The 19,140-nt window shown below is 66.4% G+C and carries 15 protein-coding genes and 1 tRNA gene; 10 read left to right on the top strand and 6 right to left on the bottom strand.

The features are described 5' to 3' along the window. The first annotated feature begins 19 nt into the window (after positions 1–19). Both C4S71_RS20505 and C4S71_RS20500 read left to right on the top strand, forming a co-directional pair. Positions 20–1,000 carry a kinase gene (locus C4S71_RS20505; RefSeq protein ID WP_103970393.1) on the top strand — a complete coding sequence of 327 codons (981 nt, stop codon included), beginning with the start codon at positions 20–22 and terminating at the stop codon, positions 998–1,000. Between the two features lie 49 nt (positions 1,001–1,049). Next, the gene (locus C4S71_RS20500) at positions 1,050–1,871 is read left to right on the top strand and encodes a protein phosphatase 2C domain-containing protein (protein ID WP_160113420.1); all 822 of its coding nucleotides are present in this window, start codon (positions 1,050–1,052) and stop codon (positions 1,869–1,871) included. A gap of 395 nt (positions 1,872–2,266) precedes the next feature. Here C4S71_RS20500 and C4S71_RS20495 read toward each other — a convergent pair. Continuing rightward, positions 2,267–2,343, bottom strand: a tRNA-Met gene (locus tag C4S71_RS20495). 200 nt (positions 2,344–2,543) lie between these two features. On the opposite strand from C4S71_RS20495, the gene phbB reads away from it, so the two are divergent. Next, positions 2,544–3,290, top strand: coding sequence for an acetoacetyl-CoA reductase (gene phbB, locus C4S71_RS20490; RefSeq protein ID WP_086508966.1), 747 nt, complete (start codon positions 2,544–2,546; stop codon positions 3,288–3,290). A 59-nt stretch (positions 3,291–3,349) separates the two neighbouring features. Here the strand turns inward: phbB and C4S71_RS20485 are convergent, their stop codons facing one another. After that, entirely contained in the window at positions 3,350–6,133 is a 2,784-nt protein-coding gene (locus C4S71_RS20485; protein ID WP_103970377.1) for a DUF349 domain-containing protein, read from the bottom strand. Between the two features lie 278 nt (positions 6,134–6,411). Here C4S71_RS20485 and minC point away from each other — a divergent pair, with 278 nt between their 5' ends. From minC to sbcB, 4 genes are all read left to right on the top strand, one after another. Continuing rightward, a complete protein-coding gene (gene minC, locus C4S71_RS20480; RefSeq protein WP_086508968.1) occupies positions 6,412–7,146 on the top strand; it encodes a septum site-determining protein MinC in 735 nt (244 codons plus the stop codon). 53 nt (positions 7,147–7,199) lie between these two features. Next, positions 7,200–8,018, top strand: a complete 819-nt coding sequence (minD, locus tag C4S71_RS20475; RefSeq protein WP_010630225.1) for a septum site-determining protein MinD — start codon at positions 7,200–7,202, stop codon at positions 8,016–8,018. Beyond that, on the top strand, positions 8,015–8,266 hold the full coding sequence (minE, locus tag C4S71_RS20470) for a cell division topological specificity factor MinE (RefSeq protein WP_010630224.1): 252 nt from the start codon (positions 8,015–8,017) through the stop codon (positions 8,264–8,266). Before minD ends, minE begins: the two co-directional genes overlap by 4 nt. A 130-nt stretch (positions 8,267–8,396) precedes the next feature. Next, a complete protein-coding gene (gene sbcB / locus C4S71_RS20465; RefSeq protein ID WP_103970376.1) occupies positions 8,397–9,887 on the top strand; it encodes an exodeoxyribonuclease I in 1,491 nt (496 codons plus the stop codon). A 66-nt stretch (positions 9,888–9,953) separates the two neighbouring features. Here sbcB and C4S71_RS20460 read toward each other — a convergent pair whose 3' ends face one another. Both C4S71_RS20460 and C4S71_RS20455 read right to left on the bottom strand, forming a co-directional pair. Beyond that, entirely contained in the window at positions 9,954–12,833 is a 2,880-nt protein-coding gene (locus C4S71_RS20460; RefSeq protein ID WP_103970375.1) for an insulinase family protein, read from the bottom strand. Further along, a complete protein-coding gene (locus C4S71_RS20455; protein ID WP_086508971.1) occupies positions 12,830–13,513 on the bottom strand; it encodes an SOS response-associated peptidase in 684 nt (227 codons plus the stop codon). Before C4S71_RS20455 ends, C4S71_RS20460 begins: the two co-directional genes overlap by 4 nt. A 161-nt stretch (positions 13,514–13,674) precedes the next feature. Between C4S71_RS20455 and C4S71_RS20450 the strand changes: the two genes are divergently transcribed. Continuing rightward, positions 13,675–14,292: a TetR/AcrR family transcriptional regulator gene (locus C4S71_RS20450; RefSeq protein ID WP_010630220.1), complete on the top strand. Its 618-nt coding sequence runs from the start codon at positions 13,675–13,677 to the stop codon at positions 14,290–14,292. Further along, on the top strand, positions 14,289–15,008 hold the full coding sequence (locus tag C4S71_RS20445) for a 1-acyl-sn-glycerol-3-phosphate acyltransferase (protein WP_086508972.1): 720 nt from the start codon (positions 14,289–14,291) through the stop codon (positions 15,006–15,008). The genes C4S71_RS20450 and C4S71_RS20445 overlap by 4 nt, the downstream gene beginning before the upstream one ends. Here C4S71_RS20445 and C4S71_RS20440 read toward each other — a convergent pair whose 3' ends face one another. After that, entirely contained in the window at positions 15,009–16,295 is a 1,287-nt protein-coding gene (locus C4S71_RS20440; RefSeq protein ID WP_086508973.1) for an HlyC/CorC family transporter, read from the bottom strand. A 75-nt stretch (positions 16,296–16,370) separates the two neighbouring features. Further along, complete coding sequence (locus C4S71_RS20435) at positions 16,371–17,171, bottom strand: cytochrome C assembly family protein (protein WP_086508974.1); 801 nt, start codon at positions 17,169–17,171, stop codon at positions 16,371–16,373. 293 nt (positions 17,172–17,464) lie between these two features. Here C4S71_RS20435 and ffh point away from each other — a divergent pair, with 293 nt between their 5' ends. Then, positions 17,465–18,874 (top strand): signal recognition particle protein, encoded by a 1,410-nt coding sequence (gene ffh, locus C4S71_RS20430; protein ID WP_103970374.1) that lies wholly within the window; start codon positions 17,465–17,467, stop codon positions 18,872–18,874. Positions 18,875–19,140: the final 266 nt, after the last annotated feature.

Raw genomic sequence — 19,140 nt, 5'->3', positions numbered from 1 at the left:
TGGCGAAGGAGGTCGAGTGGTGACGCCCGCTTTGGTGGTGAGGGATTCGCAGGGCAAGGAGCGCCGCCTCGGCAAGCGCCTGGAGCGCGGTGGCGAGGGTGAGATCTTCGCCCTGCGCGAGCGTCCCGACGTGATCGTCAAATGGTACTACCCCGAGGTGCTCGACCGGCGCGGCGAGGAGCTGCACCGCAAGGTCGAGGCCATGCGCATCCTGCGCGACGCCCATATGACCCGCGACGTGTGCTGGCCGCTGATCCGCGTCTTCGACGAACGCCACCGCTGGATCGGTTTTGCCATGTATCGGGCTCGCGGCGTGAAGATGAGCTTCCTCGCCCACGCGTTGCTCTACCAGCGCTATTTTCCCGGCCTCGACCGGCGCCGTATCGTCGGCTACCTGATCCGCTTCGTCGAAATCGTGCAGCAGCTGCACGAGGCCGGGGTGTGCATCGGCGACTACAACCTCAACAACGTGTTCTGCGTGCCCTCCACCGACCAGGTCACGTTGATCGACTGCGACAGCTACCAGCTGCGCCTCGACGGCACCTTCTACCCCTGTCCCGTCGGTAGCCCCGACATGACGCCCAAGGAGCATCAGGGCGTCTCCTTTCGCCATACCGTGCGCACGCCGCGCAGCGAGGCCTTCTCGCTGGCCATCGTGCTGTTCAAGTGCCTGATGCTGGGGCGTCACCCCTACGACATCGTCGGTGGCGACGATCCGGTGCGCAACCTGAGGCGCGGCAACTTCGCCTACGGTCGCGGGCAGCGCGATGTACCTCAAGGCGTCTGGTACGAGCTCTGGCAGGCGCTGCCCGACACCCTCCGCGACATGTTCGTGACCACCTTCACGGTGGGTGCCGACGCCCCGATTCAGCGCGCCACGCTGCCGCAGTGGCACGCGGCGCTGAGCGATTATCGCGACGCGCTGGCGACCGGCAAGCATACCGTGCACCTGGCAACGCCCGGTCGGCCCAAACGTTCGCAGGTACTGCATGCCCGCTGAGTTACCCGCTTTTCCGAATGAGACGACATCGCGCTGGTCGACTCTGGCCGTGGCCACGGCCGGACTGGGCCATGTGGAGAAAACGCCGGCCATGCCCTGCCAGGACGCCGCAGGCGGGGTGGCGGCGCCGCGCCCGGCGCTGGTGCTGGCCGATGGCGCCGGCAGCTCGCCGGCCTCGGATCTCGGTGCGCGCACCCTGGTCAGTGCCATGCTGCGGCTGGCCGATACGCTGGAGGCCCAACTGGCCTGGCTGCTCGATGGTCGCGAAGCGCCCACGGCCGATGCCGTGGCGCAGTTGGCCGAGCTGCTGGTGCGCCATGCCAAGGGCACGTTGCACGATAGGGCGGGCGAGCAGTGCCGACCGGTGCGCGACCTGCGCTGCACGCTGCTGCTGGCGCTGGTGGGCTGCGAGAGAGTGCTGTGGCTCAAGGTGGGTGATGGCGAACTCGTGCTGGAGCGCGCGGTGCCGGTGAACGCGGCGCAAGAGACGCAAGAGGCGTCGGAAGCCCAGAATGAGGAGGCGCCCGAGCTGATGCCGAATCTCCGCACGCTGGGCGAGCGCGGCAAGGGGGAGTTCGCCAACCAGACGCTGTTCGTTGACGAACGCCTGGCCTTCGAGCAGGTGCAGTACGGCGTCGAGACGACGGCTGCGCTGACCGGCATCGCCCTGATGAGCGACGGTGCCGCCGAGAAGCTGGTCGCCTACGACGGCGAACAGGTCTCGGGACAGCTCAGCCACTGGCTCGACGACCTGCGCCAGGGCAAGCTGCGCCAGCGCGACCTGATTCGTCGCTTCTACAGCGAGACCTTCTGCCGCGGCACCAGCGGCGACGACCGCAGCATAGCGTTGGCGGCGCGTGATCTGCCCTGAAGCTCCATACCGCATGAGTTTTTATAGCGTGCAACAAAAAACCGAGGCTTTTGGCCTCGGTTTTCGTTTTGGGTAGCGGGGGCCGCTGACCTTGAATGGAGAGCGAACCGACGGTCGTCGGGTCAGTGCCCGTGGGGGCAATAAAAAACCGAGGCTTGTGGCCTCGGTTTTCGTTTTGGGTAGCGGGGGGGCCGCTGACCTTGAATGGAGAGCGAACCGACGACCGTCGGGTCAAAGCTTGGCGGCAACAAAAAACCGAGGCTTGTGGCCTCGGCTTTTTCGAACTTGGCAGCGGGGGCCGCTGACCTTGAATGGTGAGCGAACCGACGACCGTCGGTTCAGTGCCCAGGCGGACAATAAAAAACCGAGGCTTGTGGCCTCGGCTTTTTCGAACTTGGTAGCGGGGGCCGGATTTGAACCGACGACCTTCGGGTTATGAGCCCGACGAGCTACCAGACTGCTCCACCCCGCATCAACGTGAGGCGAATTCTACGCTTTTTTTGCGCTGTGTCAAGGTGGAAGACGTTGTTAGTGCAAGCGCAGCGCTTGTGTCCATAATCACTAGGGGGGCAGCTTGAAGGCGATGCCTTCTGCCAGCATCCTGTTGTGGCTGGCTTGCTGCGCCAGGCCAAGCACTGCGAATACAAGCGTCATGAATCAGGGAGGTGGAATATGACTCAATCAGCACCCGTAGCGTGGGTCACCGGCGGAACCGGGGGGATCGGTTCGGCGATTTGCCGCGCACTGGCGGCGGCGGGCTACCACGTGGTGGCGGGATACCACAACCCGGAGAAGGCCAAGACCTGGCTCGAGAGCCAGAAGGCCGATGGATTCGACAATATTTCCCTGTCGGGGGTCGACCTGACCGACTATCAGGCGTGTGAAGCCGGAGTCAAAGAGATCGAAGAGGCCCACGGGCCGATCAGCGTTCTGGTCAACTGTGCCGGCATCACCCGCGACGGCACGATGAAGAAAATGACGCCCGAGCAGTGGCACGAGGTCATCGACACCAACCTCAACACCGTGTTCAACACCTGTCGCAGCGTCATCGAGGGCATGCTCGAGCATAAGTATGGGCGCATCATCAACATCTCCTCGATCAACGGCCGTAAGGGCCAGTTTGGCCAGGTCAACTACTCGGCGGCCAAGGCCGGCATGCATGGCCTGACCATGGCGCTGGCTCAGGAGACCGCTACCAAAGGCATTACCGTCAATACCGTGTCGCCCGGCTATATCGCTACCGACATGATCATGAAGATTCCCGAGAACGTACGGGAAGCGATCCGCGAGACCATCCCGGTCAAGCGCTATGGCACCCCGGAGGAGATCGCCAGGCTGGTGGTGTTCCTGGCCGACAAGGAGTCGGGGTTCATCACTGGCGCCAACATCGACATCAACGGCGGCCAGTTCATGGGCTGAGGGAGTCTGCAGAATAAAGGGAGGCGCGGGCCTCCCTTTTTCGTGTCTGCGCGCCGCTGTCAGGGCGGCGGCAGGCGCGTCAGACGTGTCAGCAGCGAGTCGAGTTCTCCCACCTCGTGCTGCCACTGCTCGGGGGAGACCGGCCCGGTGGCCAACAGGTTGCGCAGCACGATGCGCACCTCCTCGGCCTGACTCAACTCGCGGCCCAGGCCTTCGTTGAGACGTTCGACCTGGATGGCCAGGCGCAGCGGTTCGTCGTGCTGACTGACCCGCCCCATGGCCAGCAGAGAGAGATGTACGCGCAGACGTGCCAGCTGTTCATGAACCGCCTCGGCGGACGGGGGGTGTTTCCTGGCTGCGTTACGCTGCTCATGCGCGCGACGCATGTCTTCGGGCAGCGACGCGGCCGAGTCGAGGGGAACCTCGGTGGCGACGCCGTTCTCGAGCCAGTCGGCATCGGCGCTCAGGTGGGCATCGAGCAGCGGCCGGCAGGCCTGCCACTGCTGTATCTCTTCCACCACGGCCAGACGTGCCAGTCGCTCGCGTCGGGTACGCACGATGCCGCTCCAGCGCCGGCGCATGCCTTCCGTGCGGCGGCCCGAGGGCAGCGGCTCCAGCGCCGTGGCGTGCTCGATCGCCTGCTCCAGCACGTGGCCGTCGCTGGAGCGGCTCGGCTGCCAGGCGTCCAGGCGGTCGATGAGTGCCTGCATGTCGTCCAGGCGCTGACGCGCCTGATGGGCGCGGTCGTCGCGCTGGGCCTCACGCATGGCAAAGATCTGGTCGCAGGCTGTGCGGAATTCACGCCACAGCGTCTGCTCCTCCCCGCGAGGCGCACGGCCAAGCTCGCGCCAGCGCTGCTGTAGCGCCTTGGCTCTCTCGGCCCGGGTGTCAGAGGACATCTTCTGCTCGATGAGAGCGTTAACCTCGTCGATGAGGGTGCGCTTGGCGTCGGCGACTTCCTTGGCGCGTTGGTCGATGAGCCCCTGCAGAGCGAAGCGAATGCGGCCGAAGCGTCGTCCGATGGCCTGCGCCTGATCGCGCGGCACCGGCGAATGACGGCGCCACTCTTCACGTGCCTGGTCGCGGATGCGTCGCAGGGCATCCGGGTCGGCATCGTTGGCCGGTGCGTCGAGCAGGGCCTCCAACTGCTCGCACAGGCTAGTACGCGCCTCGAGATTGCGTATCCGCTCCTCGGCCTGCCGTTCATGCCAGGGCGCCAGGCGCTCGTGTATGCGGTCGGAGGCGCTGCGAAAGCGCTCGGAGAGCTCGCGGCTGGCCGCGGCATCGCCCAGCTCCTTCCAGTCTCGCACCAGTTGGCGGTGGCGACGGTCGAGTTCGGCATCCGCGATACCGCTATCGCCTGCCAGTTGATCGATGGCCTGACACAGCTGCTCGCGCTTGGGGCCGGCGACGAAGCCGCGCCAGTCGCGCAGCTCGGCCAGACGTGCGCCGAGCCGCTTGAGCGTCGCTTGATGCGGATGCAGCTTCGCCGAAGGCAGGGTGTCGGCGCGGTGTTTCAAGCTCTGGTGCAGACGGCTGGCACCCTTGAACTCGCCGCGATCCAGCAGTCTCTCGAGCTGCTCGAGGTCCTGGGCGAAGCGGGTGAGTCGCGCCGCCTGATCCTCTTCCGTTGCATGCTCGTGGCCAGTCATTAGCTGCCGGGCACGGGTCAGCAGCGGGGGCGGTGGCAGCTCGTCCGGCCATTGGCAGGCCTTGACGGCGTCGGTCAGAGATTCGCCGTCCTGCTCCTGCAGCGCCCGTTCGATGTCGGCGGCATGCGCTTCGAAGCGCTCCCAGGTTCGCAGCACATGGTCATAGTCCGCCAGAATCGCGTCGTAGCGCTTGCGCAGCGCTGCGTCGGTGACGTGCAGGTCCGAGAGGGTCTGCCAACGGTTGGCCAGCAGGATCTTCTGGGAGCGCAGGCTGGCGATGTCCTGGCCGGTGAGGCGGTCGCCGCGTGGCAGGCCGGCCAGACTCTCTTCCAGCGCTTCGAGCAATGACTCGCGTGCTTCGGCAGCCCGTTCGCGGCGCCGGTCGGTCTCGGCGATGGCGTGCTCGTGGGCATCGTGATCCGAGAGGGTCTTGCGACAACCCAGACTGGCATCCTGGAAGCGTCGCTCCTGAACGGCGTCGGGCAGGTCGTCGAGCGCTTCCCAGGCCCGCACCAGGTGGCGGTAGCGGCCGGCATAGAGGGGCTCCCAGGGAGCGCGGGCATGGGCCTCCAGTTTCATCAGCAGGTTTTCGCGCTGCTCGCGGGCCGCCGCCAGCGTGGCTGCATCGGTGCGTAGCCGGTTCAGGCGCTCACGCGCCTGACGCATGACCTGGCGATCTCGGCGTGCCTGCTGGGCCAGACGCTGGAGGCCCGCTTCGCTGGTCACGCGAGCGGCGGCGGCATGGCGTACGGCGGCAATGCCGTTCTCGCAGGCCTGTTCGATCAAGTCCTCTTCCGCCGACAAACGCTCCACGGCTGCCAGCCGCAGCTGCTGGTTGTCACCCTCCAAGGCCACGCGAGAGAGCAGGGTGCTGTCGTCGAGGGATTCCGCATAGCGCAGACGCTGGGCGAGATCCAGGCTGCCGGCCTGTCCGGTGATCAGAGCGATCAGGCGTTCTTGCAGCTCGGGCTGATCCGGCTGGCGCTGCGCCAGGGCAAGCAGGATGTCGACCGAGTCGATCCTCTCCAGCGCCGCCCGGCGGACCGAGGTGTCCGCATCGAGGCACAGCGCTTCCAGCGCCTGGCGCTGGTCGGGTCGAGCCGGGTCGAGCCGAGCAATGGCCTGTCGTCGAATCTGGGCATCGGGGTGCCGCCAGCGTGGGGCGAAGAGGCGGCTTAGGAATCCGGGCATGGGGCATCCTGAGATTGAGAGGCGCAGCGGCCAGGCTGCGCAGGCCTTTTTTATTGCTGTCGAGGCGGCGTCTTTCGACTAATGTATGTTATCTAAGCACGCGCCGCCGCTGTGGAAAAGTCCGTCGGAACAGCAGGGTGCGGGCAGGCATCGGTCAGTACCGGGAAATGTCGGCAGGCGCCGGAGGGCTTCGGCTGGCCGTATCACCAGTTGCAGGGGGGATGGGAGTCGCTTAGCTTTAGTCCCACGACCCGACAACACCCCAGTGGAGTCCGGCAATGAGCCTCAAAGTGGACAGGGCAGAGATGGCATTCACCTTCAAGGGGGGCATGCTGCCCATGACGGTCATGGAGTTGGCAAGCGCCGACCCCGAACGTATCCGTGAGCAGCTGTCAGGCAAGCTCAGCCAATCCCCCGCGTTCTTTCAGCATACACCTGTCGTTCTCAGCGTAGAAAAGCTGGATGAGCCCCACCTCGCCCTGGAGCGGATCTGTGCCGTGTGCCGCACCCACAAGCTGTTGCCGGTGGCCGTGCGCGGTGGCGCCGACCCCGTCAAGCAGTCGGCCTGGGCGCTGGGGCTTGGCTGGTTCCCACCCACCGATGCCACGCGGGCACGCACGCTCGAGGAGGTGCCGTCTGCCGAGGCGTCGGCACCGGAGACGGCGAAGCAGCCCGGGGGGGCAAGCGGCGGCCGTATCTATCGCGGCACGGTGCGTTCCGGCCAGCAGGTCAGCGCTCCGGAAGGCGATCTGGTGGTGATCGGGGCCGTCAACGCGGGCGCCGAGGTGCTGGCGGCGGGCAGCATCCATGTCTATGGCGCCCTGCGCGGCCGTGCCCTGGCCGGTATCCATGGCGATACCGATGCGGGTATCTTCTGCCGTGAGCTGCGCGCCGAGCTGCTCTCGGTGGCAGGCACCTACAAGCGTCTCGAAGACATCGACCCGCATCTGCTGGGCTCCTCGGTGCAGGTCGTGCTGCGCGATGCCCAGTTGGGCATCACCTCGCTGGACTAGTCGGGCCGCGCTCTTTTTTCGTCATCCATCGTCCATTCAAAGGAATGTGTAACTTGGCCAAGATCATCGTAGTGACCTCAGGCAAGGGTGGGGTCGGCAAGACCACCAGCGCAGCGGCCATCGCCACTGGGCTTGCGCTGCGAGGCAACAAGACCGTTGTCATCGACTTCGACGTGGGGCTGCGCAACCTGGATCTCATCATGGGCTGCGAGCGTCGCGTGGTTTACGACCTGGTCAACGTGATCCAGGGCGAAGCCGGACTCAATCAGGCCCTGATTCGCGACAAGCGGGTCGACAACCTGCACATCCTGCCGGCCTCCCAGACCCGCGACAAGGATGCGCTGACTTCCGAGGGCGTCGAGCGGGTGCTCGAAAACCTGGGCAAGGATTTCGACTACATCCTGTGCGACTCCCCGGCCGGCATCGAGCGCGGCGCCCAACTGGCCATGTACTACGCCGACGAGGCGATCGTGGTCACCAACCCCGAGGTCTCTTCGGTGCGCGACTCCGACCGCATTCTGGGCCTGCTCGCCTCCAAGACGCGGCGCGCCGAGCGCGGCGAGGATCCGGTCAAGGAGCACCTGCTGATCACGCGTTACAACGCGGCGCGGGTCGATCACGGTGACATGCTCAACCTCGACGACATCCGGGAAATCCTGGCCATCGACCTGATCGGCCTGATTCCCGAATCCGAGGCGGTGCTGCGCGCTTCCAACCAGGGCGTGCCCGTGACCCACGATGACAACAGCGATGCGGGGCAAGCCTACATGGATACCGTCTCGCGTCTGCTGGGAGAGGAGGTGCCGCTGCGCTTCCACGAGTTCCAGAAGAAGAGCCTGCTGAGCCGTATGTTCGGAGGAGGTCGCCGGTGAAGTTGCTGGAGTTTCTGAAGCGAGAACGCAAGAAGACCGCCTCGGTAGCCAAGGAGCGGCTGCAGATCATCGTGGCGCATCAGCGCAGCCAGCGTGGCCAGCCCGACTACATGCCGATGCTGGAGAAGGAGCTGCTCGAGGTGATTCGCCGTTACGTCCAGGTGGACGACGACGCCATCAACATCAGCCTGGACAGTGAAGACAACTGTTCGGTGCTGGAACTCAACGTCACGCTGCCGCGCAGTTAGACGGCAGCTGAACGAGTCCGGCTGCGACTCGCTAGTCGTACGAGCGGTGCCCGCTGCTTCCTCGGCTGAGTCGTCCGCGGGGCTGTGTTAGGCTGTGCCGCTCAGGACGCAGTCAGGAGACACCGCGCCCATGGCGAAGCCAGATGCCGCCCCGATGACCTTCCTGTGGCATGACTACGAAACCTTCGGCGCCGACCCGCGGCGCGATCGCCCTTCGCAGTTTGCCGCGATTCGTACCGATAGCGATTTCAACGAGCTCGGCGAGCCGGTCGAGCTGTTCTGCAAACCGGCGGACGACTATCTACCGCACCCACAGGCGTGCCTGATCACCGGCATCACGCCGCAGCAGGCGCGTCGCCGCGGCCTGCCCGAGGCGGAGTTCGCCGGGCGCATCCACGCGCTGATGAGCGAGCCCGGTACCTGTGCGCTGGGCTACAACTCGCTGCGCTTCGACGACGAAGTGAGTCGCTGCCTGTTCTACCGCAACCTGCTCGACCCCTACTCCCGGGAGTGGCAGAACGGCAACTCGCGCTGGGACCTGATCGATGCGGTGCGCGCCTTTCACGCTCTGCGCCCCACCGGCATCGCCTGGCCGAAGCGCGAGGACGGCTCGCCGAGCTTCCGCCTCGAGGACCTGACCGCCGCCAACGGCATCGCCCACGAAGGCGCCCACGACGCGGTAGCCGACGTGCGTGCCACCATCGCCCTGGCGCGGCTGCTCAGACAACGCAACGCACGCCTGTTCGACTACCTGCTGGCGCTGCGCAGCAAGCGCGAGGTGGCCAAGCGGCTCGATGTGCCAGGGCGCAAGCCGGTGCTGCACGTGTCGCGGCGCTATCCGGCCAGCCGCGGCTGCAGCGCGCTGGTGATGCCGCTGGCGGAGCATCCCACCAACCCCAACGGCGTGATCGTCTACGACCTCTCCGTGGACCCTCAGGCGCTGATCGAGATGAGCGCCGAGCAGATTCGCCAGCGCGTGTTCGTCAGCAGCGACGACCTCGCCGAGGGCGAGGCGCGCATTCCGCTCAAGGTCATCCACATCAACCGCAGTCCGGTGATCCTGCCTGCGGCGGCGCTCAAGGACGTCGAAGGTCCGCGCCAGGGCGAATACGGCGAGATCGTCGAGCGCCTGGGACTCGATCTGCCAGCCTGTCGCGCCAACTGGAAGCGCCTGATGGCCAGCCCCGAGGTGGGGCAGAAGGTGGCCGCGGTGTTCGCCCAGGCGCCCCCCGAGGGCCCGCACGACCCCGATTTGATGCTCTACAGCGGCGGCTTCTTCTCCCCCGCCGACCGCCAGGAGATGCAGCGGGTGCGCGCCACCTCGCCCTGGGATCTGGTCGATGCGCGTTTTGCCTTCCAGGACCCCCGGCTGGAGGAGATGCTGTTCCGCTATCGCGCGCGCAGCTATCCCGACACCCTGAGCAGCGAGGAGCAGGCGCGCTGGGAGGCGTATCGTTGGGATCGCCTGAACGATGCTGCCGTGGCCGGTTTCACCCTGAGGGACTTCGCCCGTGAGATCGAGCGCTTCAATCAGGTGGCGCTGAGCGACCGCGACCGGGCGATCCTCGAGGAGCTGGTGATGCATGTGGAGGCGATGATGCCTGCCCAGGCCTTCGGCTGACGACGTGCGGCCAGACATGACTGCGCCCGGCCAATGGCCGGGCGCAGTGCGTTCCGTGGTTCGGTTTCAGTCGTCGGCTTCGGGCAGCGGTTCCAGGTGCCGGGTGAGAGCGGCGACGTCGCTGGGCTCGTCGCCCGGGTCGTAGGCGATGGTGGCGATGGCGCGCTCGGTCAGGCTCGGCCAGGTCTCGCGCAGATCGTCTGCCGTCACCGACAACACGCGCTGAGCCAGCCGCTCGCGACGGTCGAAGCCGGTATCGCCGAACGACAGCGCGCGCCACAGGCGGTTGGTCAGCCCTGCAAGGCTGGTGTCGCGCTGCAGCAGGCCGTCATGCACGGCCTGACGGTAGGGGGCCAGGTCGGCGTCGTCCAGCTCCGTCAGTTGCTGGCCGAACTCCACCAGGAAGGCATCGATGTGATGCTTGATCTCGTCGCTGGCGACGTCGGGAGACTGTACCAGCAGGCTGAGCCCCGGGGCGTCCAGCAGCGGCGAGTAACCGGCGCTGACCACATAGCCCAGCTGCTCCTCGGTGCGCAGGCGCTGATAGAAGGGCGTGTCGATCAACTGGCCCAGTACCGCCAGCCGCGCCTGACTGTCGAGTGAGCGGTCGCTGCCCTGCAGATAGCGCAGCACCAGCGACTCTTCGCGAGTCGTATGGGGGTGCAGGATGGGCAGCGCCTCGTCGATGCGCAGCGGCGTCAGATCCGGGATCGCCTCTTTCTCCAGGGTTGGGGTCAGCATCTCGGCGACCAGCCGCCCCTCGCGTTTGGCCAGTTCGGCATCCAGGTTGCCGATGGCCAGCGCCTGCAGACGCAGCTTACCGAGGAAGGCGTCGCGGAAGGTGCGCAGATCGTCCACCGTCAGCTCTCGGCTGGCGTCGAGCAGGCTCTGGGTCGGCCACTGCGGACGCATCAGCGCTTCGGCCAGGGTGCGATGGCCCTGGCGGAACAGCGCTGCCTGCGGGGCATTGCGCCATTCGCGCTGCAGGCGATAGCGCACGCGCTCGAAGCTGGCCTCGTCGATGTCGCCATGGCGCAGTTGCTCCAGGGTGCGGCGCATCACCCGGTCCTGACGGTCGCGCCAGCCGGCAAAGGCCAGCGTGATGCCGCGGGCGTGGGGGTAGGCCTCGACATCGTGGCCGGCCAGTCGCGCCGCATAGAACTCCTCGTTGAGACTGTCGTCCAGCCAGCCCGCCAGCAGGTGGGCTAGGACGGCATGTCGCGGGTCGCTGCTGGCCGTGGGATTCTGCAGGCTGAAGCGCCACTCGACCTTGGGCGTGTTGAAGCTGGCATCCGCCATGTGCCAGAGCTCGAAGCCCGGTTCCTCCAGCAACTGCGCGGGTCGCTCGTCCTGCTGGTCGAGCAGGGCCAGGTCTTCGGCGATGAACGGATTCGGCGCTGGCAGGGCGAGCCCCGCCCGGGGCTGAGCGGTGCTCGCCTCGGGCTCCACTTCACGCCAGGGGGTATTGAACCAGGGTGACGTCTGCTCGCCCTCCACTTCGGGACCGCTGTAGACCCGCAGCAGCAGCTCGGGGCGCAGGGCGTCGAGATAGGTGGCGATCAGTTCGGGCTCGAAGCCGTCCATGCGATAGGCGGCGTACTGCACGTCTTCCACCGGGAAGCGCGCCAGGTTCATGGCCAGCCGCATGGCGCTCTGCAGCGGTGAGCCATGCTGCTGAAAACGGAACTGCTGCTCGGCGAGCTGGGCCTGCTCGTCGTAGCGCCACGCCTCCAGCCCCTGTTCGCGGATCTGCTCGATGGCGGCGAACAGGGTGGCCTCGATCTCGTCGATGCGCTCGGCCCCGGCCGGCGTCAGGCTGACGCTGACGGTGAACAGCGCGTGGCGCTCGTCGCCACGGCCCACGCCGGCGGAGAGACCGTCGGCCAGACCGGCGTCGCGCAGGACCGCGAACAGGCTGCCTTCGCCTTCATGGCCGAGCAGGTGGGCGAGGAAGTCGGCGGGCTTGTGACGGTAGTGCTGGAGCGAATCCGGCACCGGGAACATGAAGCGCACATGGCGGCTGTCGCGCACCGATTGCAGCTCCACATGGCGCGGCAGCGCCGTCTCGTCGATCAGCGGCTCCTCGATCACCGGGCGCTCCAGGCCGCGATCGGCGATATCGGCGAAGCGCTCGGCCACCATTGCTTCCAGCTCGTCCAGCGGCTGCGGACCCACCAGCGTCAGGTGCATGACGTTGGCGTCGTAGTAGCGCTCGTAGAACTCGATCACCCGCTCGCGCAGGGTCGGCTCGCCGGCGGGCGGGTCGGCCAGGGTCTCACGGCTGCCCACCGAGAAGCCCGTGGTGGGGTTGGCGGGATTGAGCACCTGATTGAGCACGTCGTTCTCACGGCGGCCATCGTCGCGGATGCGCGCCATGTATTCGGAGTGCACGATGTTGCGCTCGCTCTCCAGCTGATCGGCGTTGAACAGCGGCGTGAGGAAGAACTGGCTGAAGCGATCCAGAGCGCCGGGCAGCGCGGCGGGTTCGACCTCGAAGAAGTAGTTGGTGTCCTGCGGTGCGGTGAAGGCGTTGTGGCTGCCGCCGTGACGGCGCAGATAGCCCTGGTAGGCATCGGCTTCGGGGAAGGGCTCGGTGCCGAGGAACAGCATGTGCTCGAGGAAGTGCGCCAGCCCGGCCAGATCGTCCGGATCCTGGGCGCTGCCCACGCCGACGTTCATCGAGGCGGCGGCGCGGTCGGCCGTGACGTCGCTGACCAGCAGTGCAGTCAGGCCGTTCTCGAGCGTCAGCACCCGGTAGTCGCGATCGTCATGGGGGCTGACGTGGGGCTCGATGACCTCCTCGATGGCCGCTTCGTAGTCATGTGCCGCTTCCTCGGCCTGCTGCGCCTGGGCCAGGGCCGGAAGCAGCAGGCCGGTAAGCAGCAGGCCGGCAAGCCAGGGCAGAGAGCCACGGCTTGGCAGAGTCGGATGGGGCTTGAGCATCATGTCTCCTGTTCGTTCCAGCGCAACATGGGGCCTGTGGGGTGTGCGCAGGCGGGATCCTGATTGTTGGGATCGTTGACCCTTCTTGATACCGGAAAGGCGCCCAACAGTTCCCTCGGCGCGGGACGCAGCAGCGCCCGCGCGGTTTCCACCGGCGTGTCGGGGTCGAGCCAACTGCGGGCCTCGTCGGCAGCAATCAGCGCCGGCAACCGGTCGCCCAGCGGGGCCAGAAAATCGTTGGTCGGCACCGTCACCAGCGCCATCGAGTCGGTGTGCTCGGTCAGCGTCGTGTGGTAGCGGCACCAGATGCCCGCCAGCAGCAGCGGAGCGCGATCGCCCCGGGTGATGAGAAACGGCTGCTTGAAGCGGGGCTGCATCTTCCACAGATAGATCCCGCCGACCGGCACCAGGCAACGGCGTGCGGCGAAGGCCTCGCGAAACATGGGGCGAGCGTCGAGGGATTCAGCCCGGGCGCAATGGGGGGCATGATCGAGCACGGTCAGCCAGGCAGGGGTCAGCCCCCAGAACACCGGCCTCGTGCAGGCTCTGCCCGCTTCCAGGCGAATGTGCGTCAGTACGCGTCTGGGCGCCACGTTGGCGCCGGTCAGCAGCGGTGACTCCTGGCACAGCCCGGGTAGCAATCGAGCGACGTCGAGCTGAGGAATGTACAGGCGGCCGGCCATGGAATCTCCGGGTGTCGGGGTGGCGTCAGGGTAGCCAAGTCGAGGGGTAATGAACAAGGCTTCGCTCGCAATGGTCGAAAACAGTGTTCGATGTGCGCTATCCTACGCTACCGTGCGAAGTAATCCGCCCACGAGATTGGTAACGTTCTGCGAGGAACTCGATGGCTCGTCCCCGACAGCATGCGCCCGAAGCGCTCCATGCCCAGGTCATGGCGGCATGCGATGACTGGCTGCAGAGCAATCCCGTACACGCGCTCTCGCTGCGAGCCCTGGCGCGTGAGGTGGGCTGTGCGCCGAGCACGTTGCTCAAGCTCTACGGCAGCTTCGGCAATCTGTTGCAGCATGTGAACATCGAGACGCTGGCGCGTCTGCGTATGGTCATCGAACCGCTGACCGAGGGCGTGGCGCCGGAACGGCAGATGCGCTCCCTGGCGTTGGCCTACTGGCAGTTCGCCCAGCGCGAGCCGTTCCGCTGGCAGCTGCTGTTCGATTATCCGCTGGCGCAGGAGGGCGAGCTCGACCAGCGTCAGTCCGACATGATCGAGGCGCTGTTCCTGCGCGTGGAGAACGGGCTGAAGGAGTATCAGCCGGCGCTGGGCGATCTCGAGGCCAGGCGCCTCGGGCGCACCCTGTGGGGCAGCGTGCACGGCCTGGTACAGCTTGGCCTCAACGAGCGCCTGGGCTATTGGCAGGGCCAGCAGCTCGAGGTGCCGGAACTGCTCGACCAGCTGCTCTCCACCATCCTCGCCGGCCTGAAGCATAGGTCCGATATCGCGTGAATCTCGTCCTGTACGGGCTGCTTGCCGTCATGCTGACCGCCGGCGGCTGGCGCATGGTTCGCAAGCCGCGACCGGTCATTCGCTATCTCATCTTTCTGCTGATCCACTGCTGCTATCGGCTGCGCCTGCGCGGGCTCGAGCATATTCCCGCCAAGGGCGCGGCCGTGGTGGTGTGCAACCATGTCAGCTTCATGGATGCGTTGGTGATCGGCGGTGCGAGCCCGCGCCCGCTGCGTTTCCTGATGGACCGGCCGATCTACGAGTCGCCCTGGCTCAACTGGCTGTTCCGCCTGGTGGGAGCGATTCCGGTGGAGTCCGACCGGCGCGATCCCGGCAGCGTACGCCGGGCGCTGGAGGAGGTCAGTCGGGCGCTGCGCAGCGGTGAAGTGGTGATGCTGTTCCCCGAAGGCCGCTTGACGCCGGATGGCGAGGTGCATGCCTTTCGACGCGGGCTGGAGACGATCCTGGCCCGCGATCCGGTGCCGGTGATCCCTGCCGGTCTGGCCGGCCTGTGGGGGTCGTGGACGTCGCATTGCAACGGTCCGGCGCTGTCCAAGCGGCCGAGCCGCTTCCGCGCCCGAGTGGCGCTCTACTTCGGCCGGCCGATTCCGCCGCGGCTGGCGCAGCGCGACCGGCTGGAGGCGCACGTGCGGGCGCTCAAGGCCGAAGCCGACGGCTGGGCCTGCCCGCACCGGCTCGGCACGCCCCGGCACTGATCAGGGCTGTCGCGCACGTCCGCTGCGCACCGTCTGCCAGCAGCGCGCCGAGGTGATCAGGTTGTCCCGCACTTCGATGATTTCCATGCGAACGCTGCCGATCTGCAGGCAGGCCGGGCCATCCGGGAAAGCTTCCAGGTGCTCGAGGATCAGGCCGTTGAGGGTCTTGGGGCCGTCGGTCGGCAGCTTCCAGCCCAGGGTGCGGTTGATGTCGCGGATGTTGGCGGTACCGTCGATCACGTGACTGCCGTCGTCCTGGCGATGGATCTCCTGATCCTGGCCGGCCACGTCGGTGGTGAACTCGCCGACGATCTCCTCGAGGATGTCCTCCAGCGTGACCAGCCCCTCCACGTCGCCGTACTCGTCCACCACGATGCCGATGCGGCGCTTCTGTTTCTGGAAGTTGAGCAGTTGGGTGTGCAGCGGCGTCGATTCGGGAATGAAGTAGGGCTCACGGGCCTCCTGCACGATCGAGGCCTTGGTCACTTCGTCCCGGGACAGGAAGCGGGCCGCATTGCGCAGATGCAGCATGCCGATGATGTTGTTGATGTCGCCCTTGAATACCGGCAGACGGGTGTGCTGGCTGGTGCGGATCTGGGTCAGGATGGTCTCCAGCTCATCGTCCAGATCGATACCCACCACCTCGTGGCGCGGCACCATGATGTCGTTGACCGTGACGTTCTCCAGATCGAGGATCGACAGCAGCATGGCCTGGTGGCGATGGGGGATCAGCGTGCCCGCCTCGTGCACCACGGTGCGCAGCTCGTCGCGGGTCAGGCTGTCGCCGCCGCCCTCGATGCTCTTGATGCCGGTCAGCTTGAGCAGGCCGTTGGAGATCGCGTTGACCAGCCATACCAGCGGATAGAGCAGCTTGAGCAGCGGTTCCAGGATCAGCGAGGCGGGATAGGCGATGCGCTCCGGCTTGATCGCGGCGTAGGTCTTGGGGCTGACCTCGGCGAAGATCAGGATCACGATGGTGAGCAGCAGCGGGGCGAGGGCGGGACCGGTGACCTCGCCGAAGAAGTGGATGGCCAGCACGGTGGCGATGGCGGCGGCCAGGTTGTTGACCAGATTGTTGCCGATCAGGATCACGCCGATCAGCCGGTCCGGGCGCGCCAGCAGCCGCAGGACCCGGCGAGCTCGACTGTCGCCGCTGTTGGCTTCGTGATTGAGCCGATAGCGGTTGATCGACATCATGCCGGTCTCGGAGCTCGAGAAGAAAGCGGAAAGGCAGATGAGCAGGAAAAGCAGGCCGAACAGCAATCCCACTGGGAAGTCGTCGCTCAAGGTCGTTGGATCCTCGCTGGCGTGTCAGCCCCGTTTGTAGGGATTCGCTCCGGCAGTGTCAAGGCGACCTACGCTTCAGGTACGGTTGAGGATGACTTCGAGCACGAACTTGCTGCCGAAATAGGCCAGTAGCAGTACGGCGCAGCCGCCCAGGGTCCAGCGCACGGCGCGCATGCCGCGCCAGCCCAGTACGTGATGGCTGATCAGCAGGATGGCGAAGATCACCCAGGCCGCCAGCGAGAGGATGGTCTTGTGGGCCAGGTGCTGGGCGAACATGCTCTCGACGAAGGCGAAGCCGCTGACGATCGACAGGGTCAGCAGTGCCATGCCGGCCCAGATCAGCTCGAACAGCACCCGCTCCATGGTGGTCAGCGGCGGCAATACCTGCACCACGCCGCGGGTATGGTGGTGGCGCAGGGCATGATTCTGCAGCCCCAGCAGGACCGCCTGGCAGGCAGCAATGAAGAGTACGCCGAAGGCGAGTGCCGAGCTCATGGCGTGCAGGGCGATCCCCGGGGTCATGCCGCCGGTGCGCTCAGGGCTCGGCAGGCCCACGGCCAGCAGCAGGGCGATGCCGGAGATGGGAAACAGCCCGACGGCCACGCTCAGCACCGGCTTGGCCAGACTCACGCCGAGCAGCAGGATGACCATGATGGCGGTCAGCATCACCGCGCTGGTGGAGAGGCCGGGCATCAGGCCGGGGCTCTGATCGATCAGCTTGAAGGCCACCGGCAGATGAAACAACAGACCCAGCAGGCCCAGCACGCGAACCAGAGCCGGGCGCTGCGGCACGCGCCGCAACAGCGTGAGCCCTTGCCAGGAGGCTGCGCCCAGATAAAGGATGAAGGCCATGAGGGCCAGGGGAAGCGCCTGCATCAGTGTCGTCCGTGCGCCGTCGCCAGCGTCAGTGCCTCTCGGGTGGATGGAGTCTGCCGAGGCCACTATACCCAATCCTCGCTGCGGCGCACAGCCGTGGACGGGGCGCGCATGCATGGAGACTGGCCGCCGCAGCGCGTATAATGTCGCCCAGACTCTTCAAACCGCTTTATCAGGGCTGTTTCCTCAGCGTGCGCCAGCGTGTCACCGCCTGTGTGACCCCTTGTCGCAGACACCTCCCGAACGCCGTGAGGTATCGCCCCGAGCCGACAGCCTGACAGCCGGAGTGGCTTATGTTCCAGAATCTCAGTGAGCGCCTTTCCCAGACGCTCAAGTCCATCAAAGGTCAGGCGCGCCTGACCGAGGACAACATCAAGGACACGCTGCGCGAGGTGCGTCGGGCGCTGCTCGAGGCCGACGTCGCCCTGCCGGTGGTCAAGGCCTTCATCGAGCGCGTGCGCGAGCGCGCCGTGGGCCAGGAGGTATCGAAGAGTCTTTCGCCGGGGCAGCAGTTCGTCAAGATCGTCCAGCAGGAGCTCGAGGCGATCATGGGCGAGGCCAACGAAGGGCTCTCGCTCAAGGGTTCCCCGGCGGTGGTGCTGATGGCCGGCCTGCAGGGGGCGGGCAAGACCACCTCGGTGGCCAAGCTGGCGCGCTTCCTCAAGGAGCGTGAGAAGAAGAAGGTGCTGGTGGTTTCCGCCGACGTCTATCGCCCGGCGGCCATCGACCAGCTCGAGACCCTGGCCGGCGAGGTCGGCGTCGACTTCTTCCCCTCGCGCAGCGACCAGAAGCCGGTCGACATCGCCCAGGCGGCAATCAAGCACGCCAAGATCCAGTTCCACGACGTGCTGCTGGTCGACACCGCCGGTCGCCTGGCCATCGACGAGGCCATGATGGCCGAGATCGCCGAGCTGCACCGCGCCTGCCAGCCTCAGGAAACCCTGTTCGTGGTCGATGCCATGACCGGCCAGGATGCCGCCAACACGGCCAAGGCGTTCCACGAGGCGCTGCCGCTGACCGGCGTGATCCTGACCAAGGCCGACGGCGATGCCCGTGGCGGTGCGGCACTGTCGGTGCGTCACATCACCGGCAAGCCGATCAAGTTCATGGGGGTGGGCGAGAAAGTCGACGCCCTGGAGCCCTTCCATCCGGATCGGGTGGCCTCGCGTATCCTCGGCATGGGCGACGTGCTGTCGCTGATCGAGGAGGCCGAGCGCACGGTCGACAAGAAGAAGGCCGAGCAGCTCGCCAAGAAGGTCAAGAAGGGTGAGGGCTTCGACCTCGAGGACTTTCGCGACCAGCTCCAGCAGCTCAAGAAGATGGGCGGCATGGGCGGTCTGCTCGGCAAGCTGCCGGGCATGGGGCAGATGGCCGAGCTGGCCCAGGGGCCTGGTCCGGAGAAGGAGCTCGGCAAGCTCGAGGCGCTGATCAATTCGATGACGCCCCAGGAGCGGCGCAAGCCCGAGATCATCAACGGCTCGCGCAAGCGCCGCATCGCAGCGGGTGCCGGCCTGCAGGTGCCCGACCTCAACCGTCTGCTCAAGCAGCACAAGCAGATGCAGAAGATGATGAAGAAGGCGGGCAAGAAGGGCGGCATGCAGAAGATGATGCGCGGCATGTCCGGCATGATGGGCGGCGGCGGCCCGGGTGGCCCCGGCGGTATGGGCGGCATGGGTGGTCCCGGCGGCTTCCCGTGGCGCTGAGCCGCACGGCGGCTGCGCTGGGGGTCGATTCTACGGCCAGTGCCCGGAGGCTCGAAAAAGGGTTTCAAAGCGGGGCTGATTTCCGTAGAATGCTGCGTCTTCATGGCAGGACCGTGGCTATGCCCGGCTGCACGCTTGTAACGAAGCATTTGCCAAGAAAGTGACCGAATGACGCGAAAGCGGGTCCACGGGCCCGCTTTCCTGGCAGAAGCCGAGTACCCTGGCCGTTCGCCGGGGCCGGCGCATCGGTATTTAAACGTAACCTC

The organism is Billgrantia desiderata (assembly GCF_900108215.1).
Lineage (GTDB): Bacteria > Pseudomonadota > Gammaproteobacteria > Pseudomonadales > Halomonadaceae > Halomonas > Halomonas desiderata.
The sequence above is the reverse complement of the archived record's forward strand: the minus strand, read 5'-3'. Positions and strand labels throughout refer to the sequence as shown.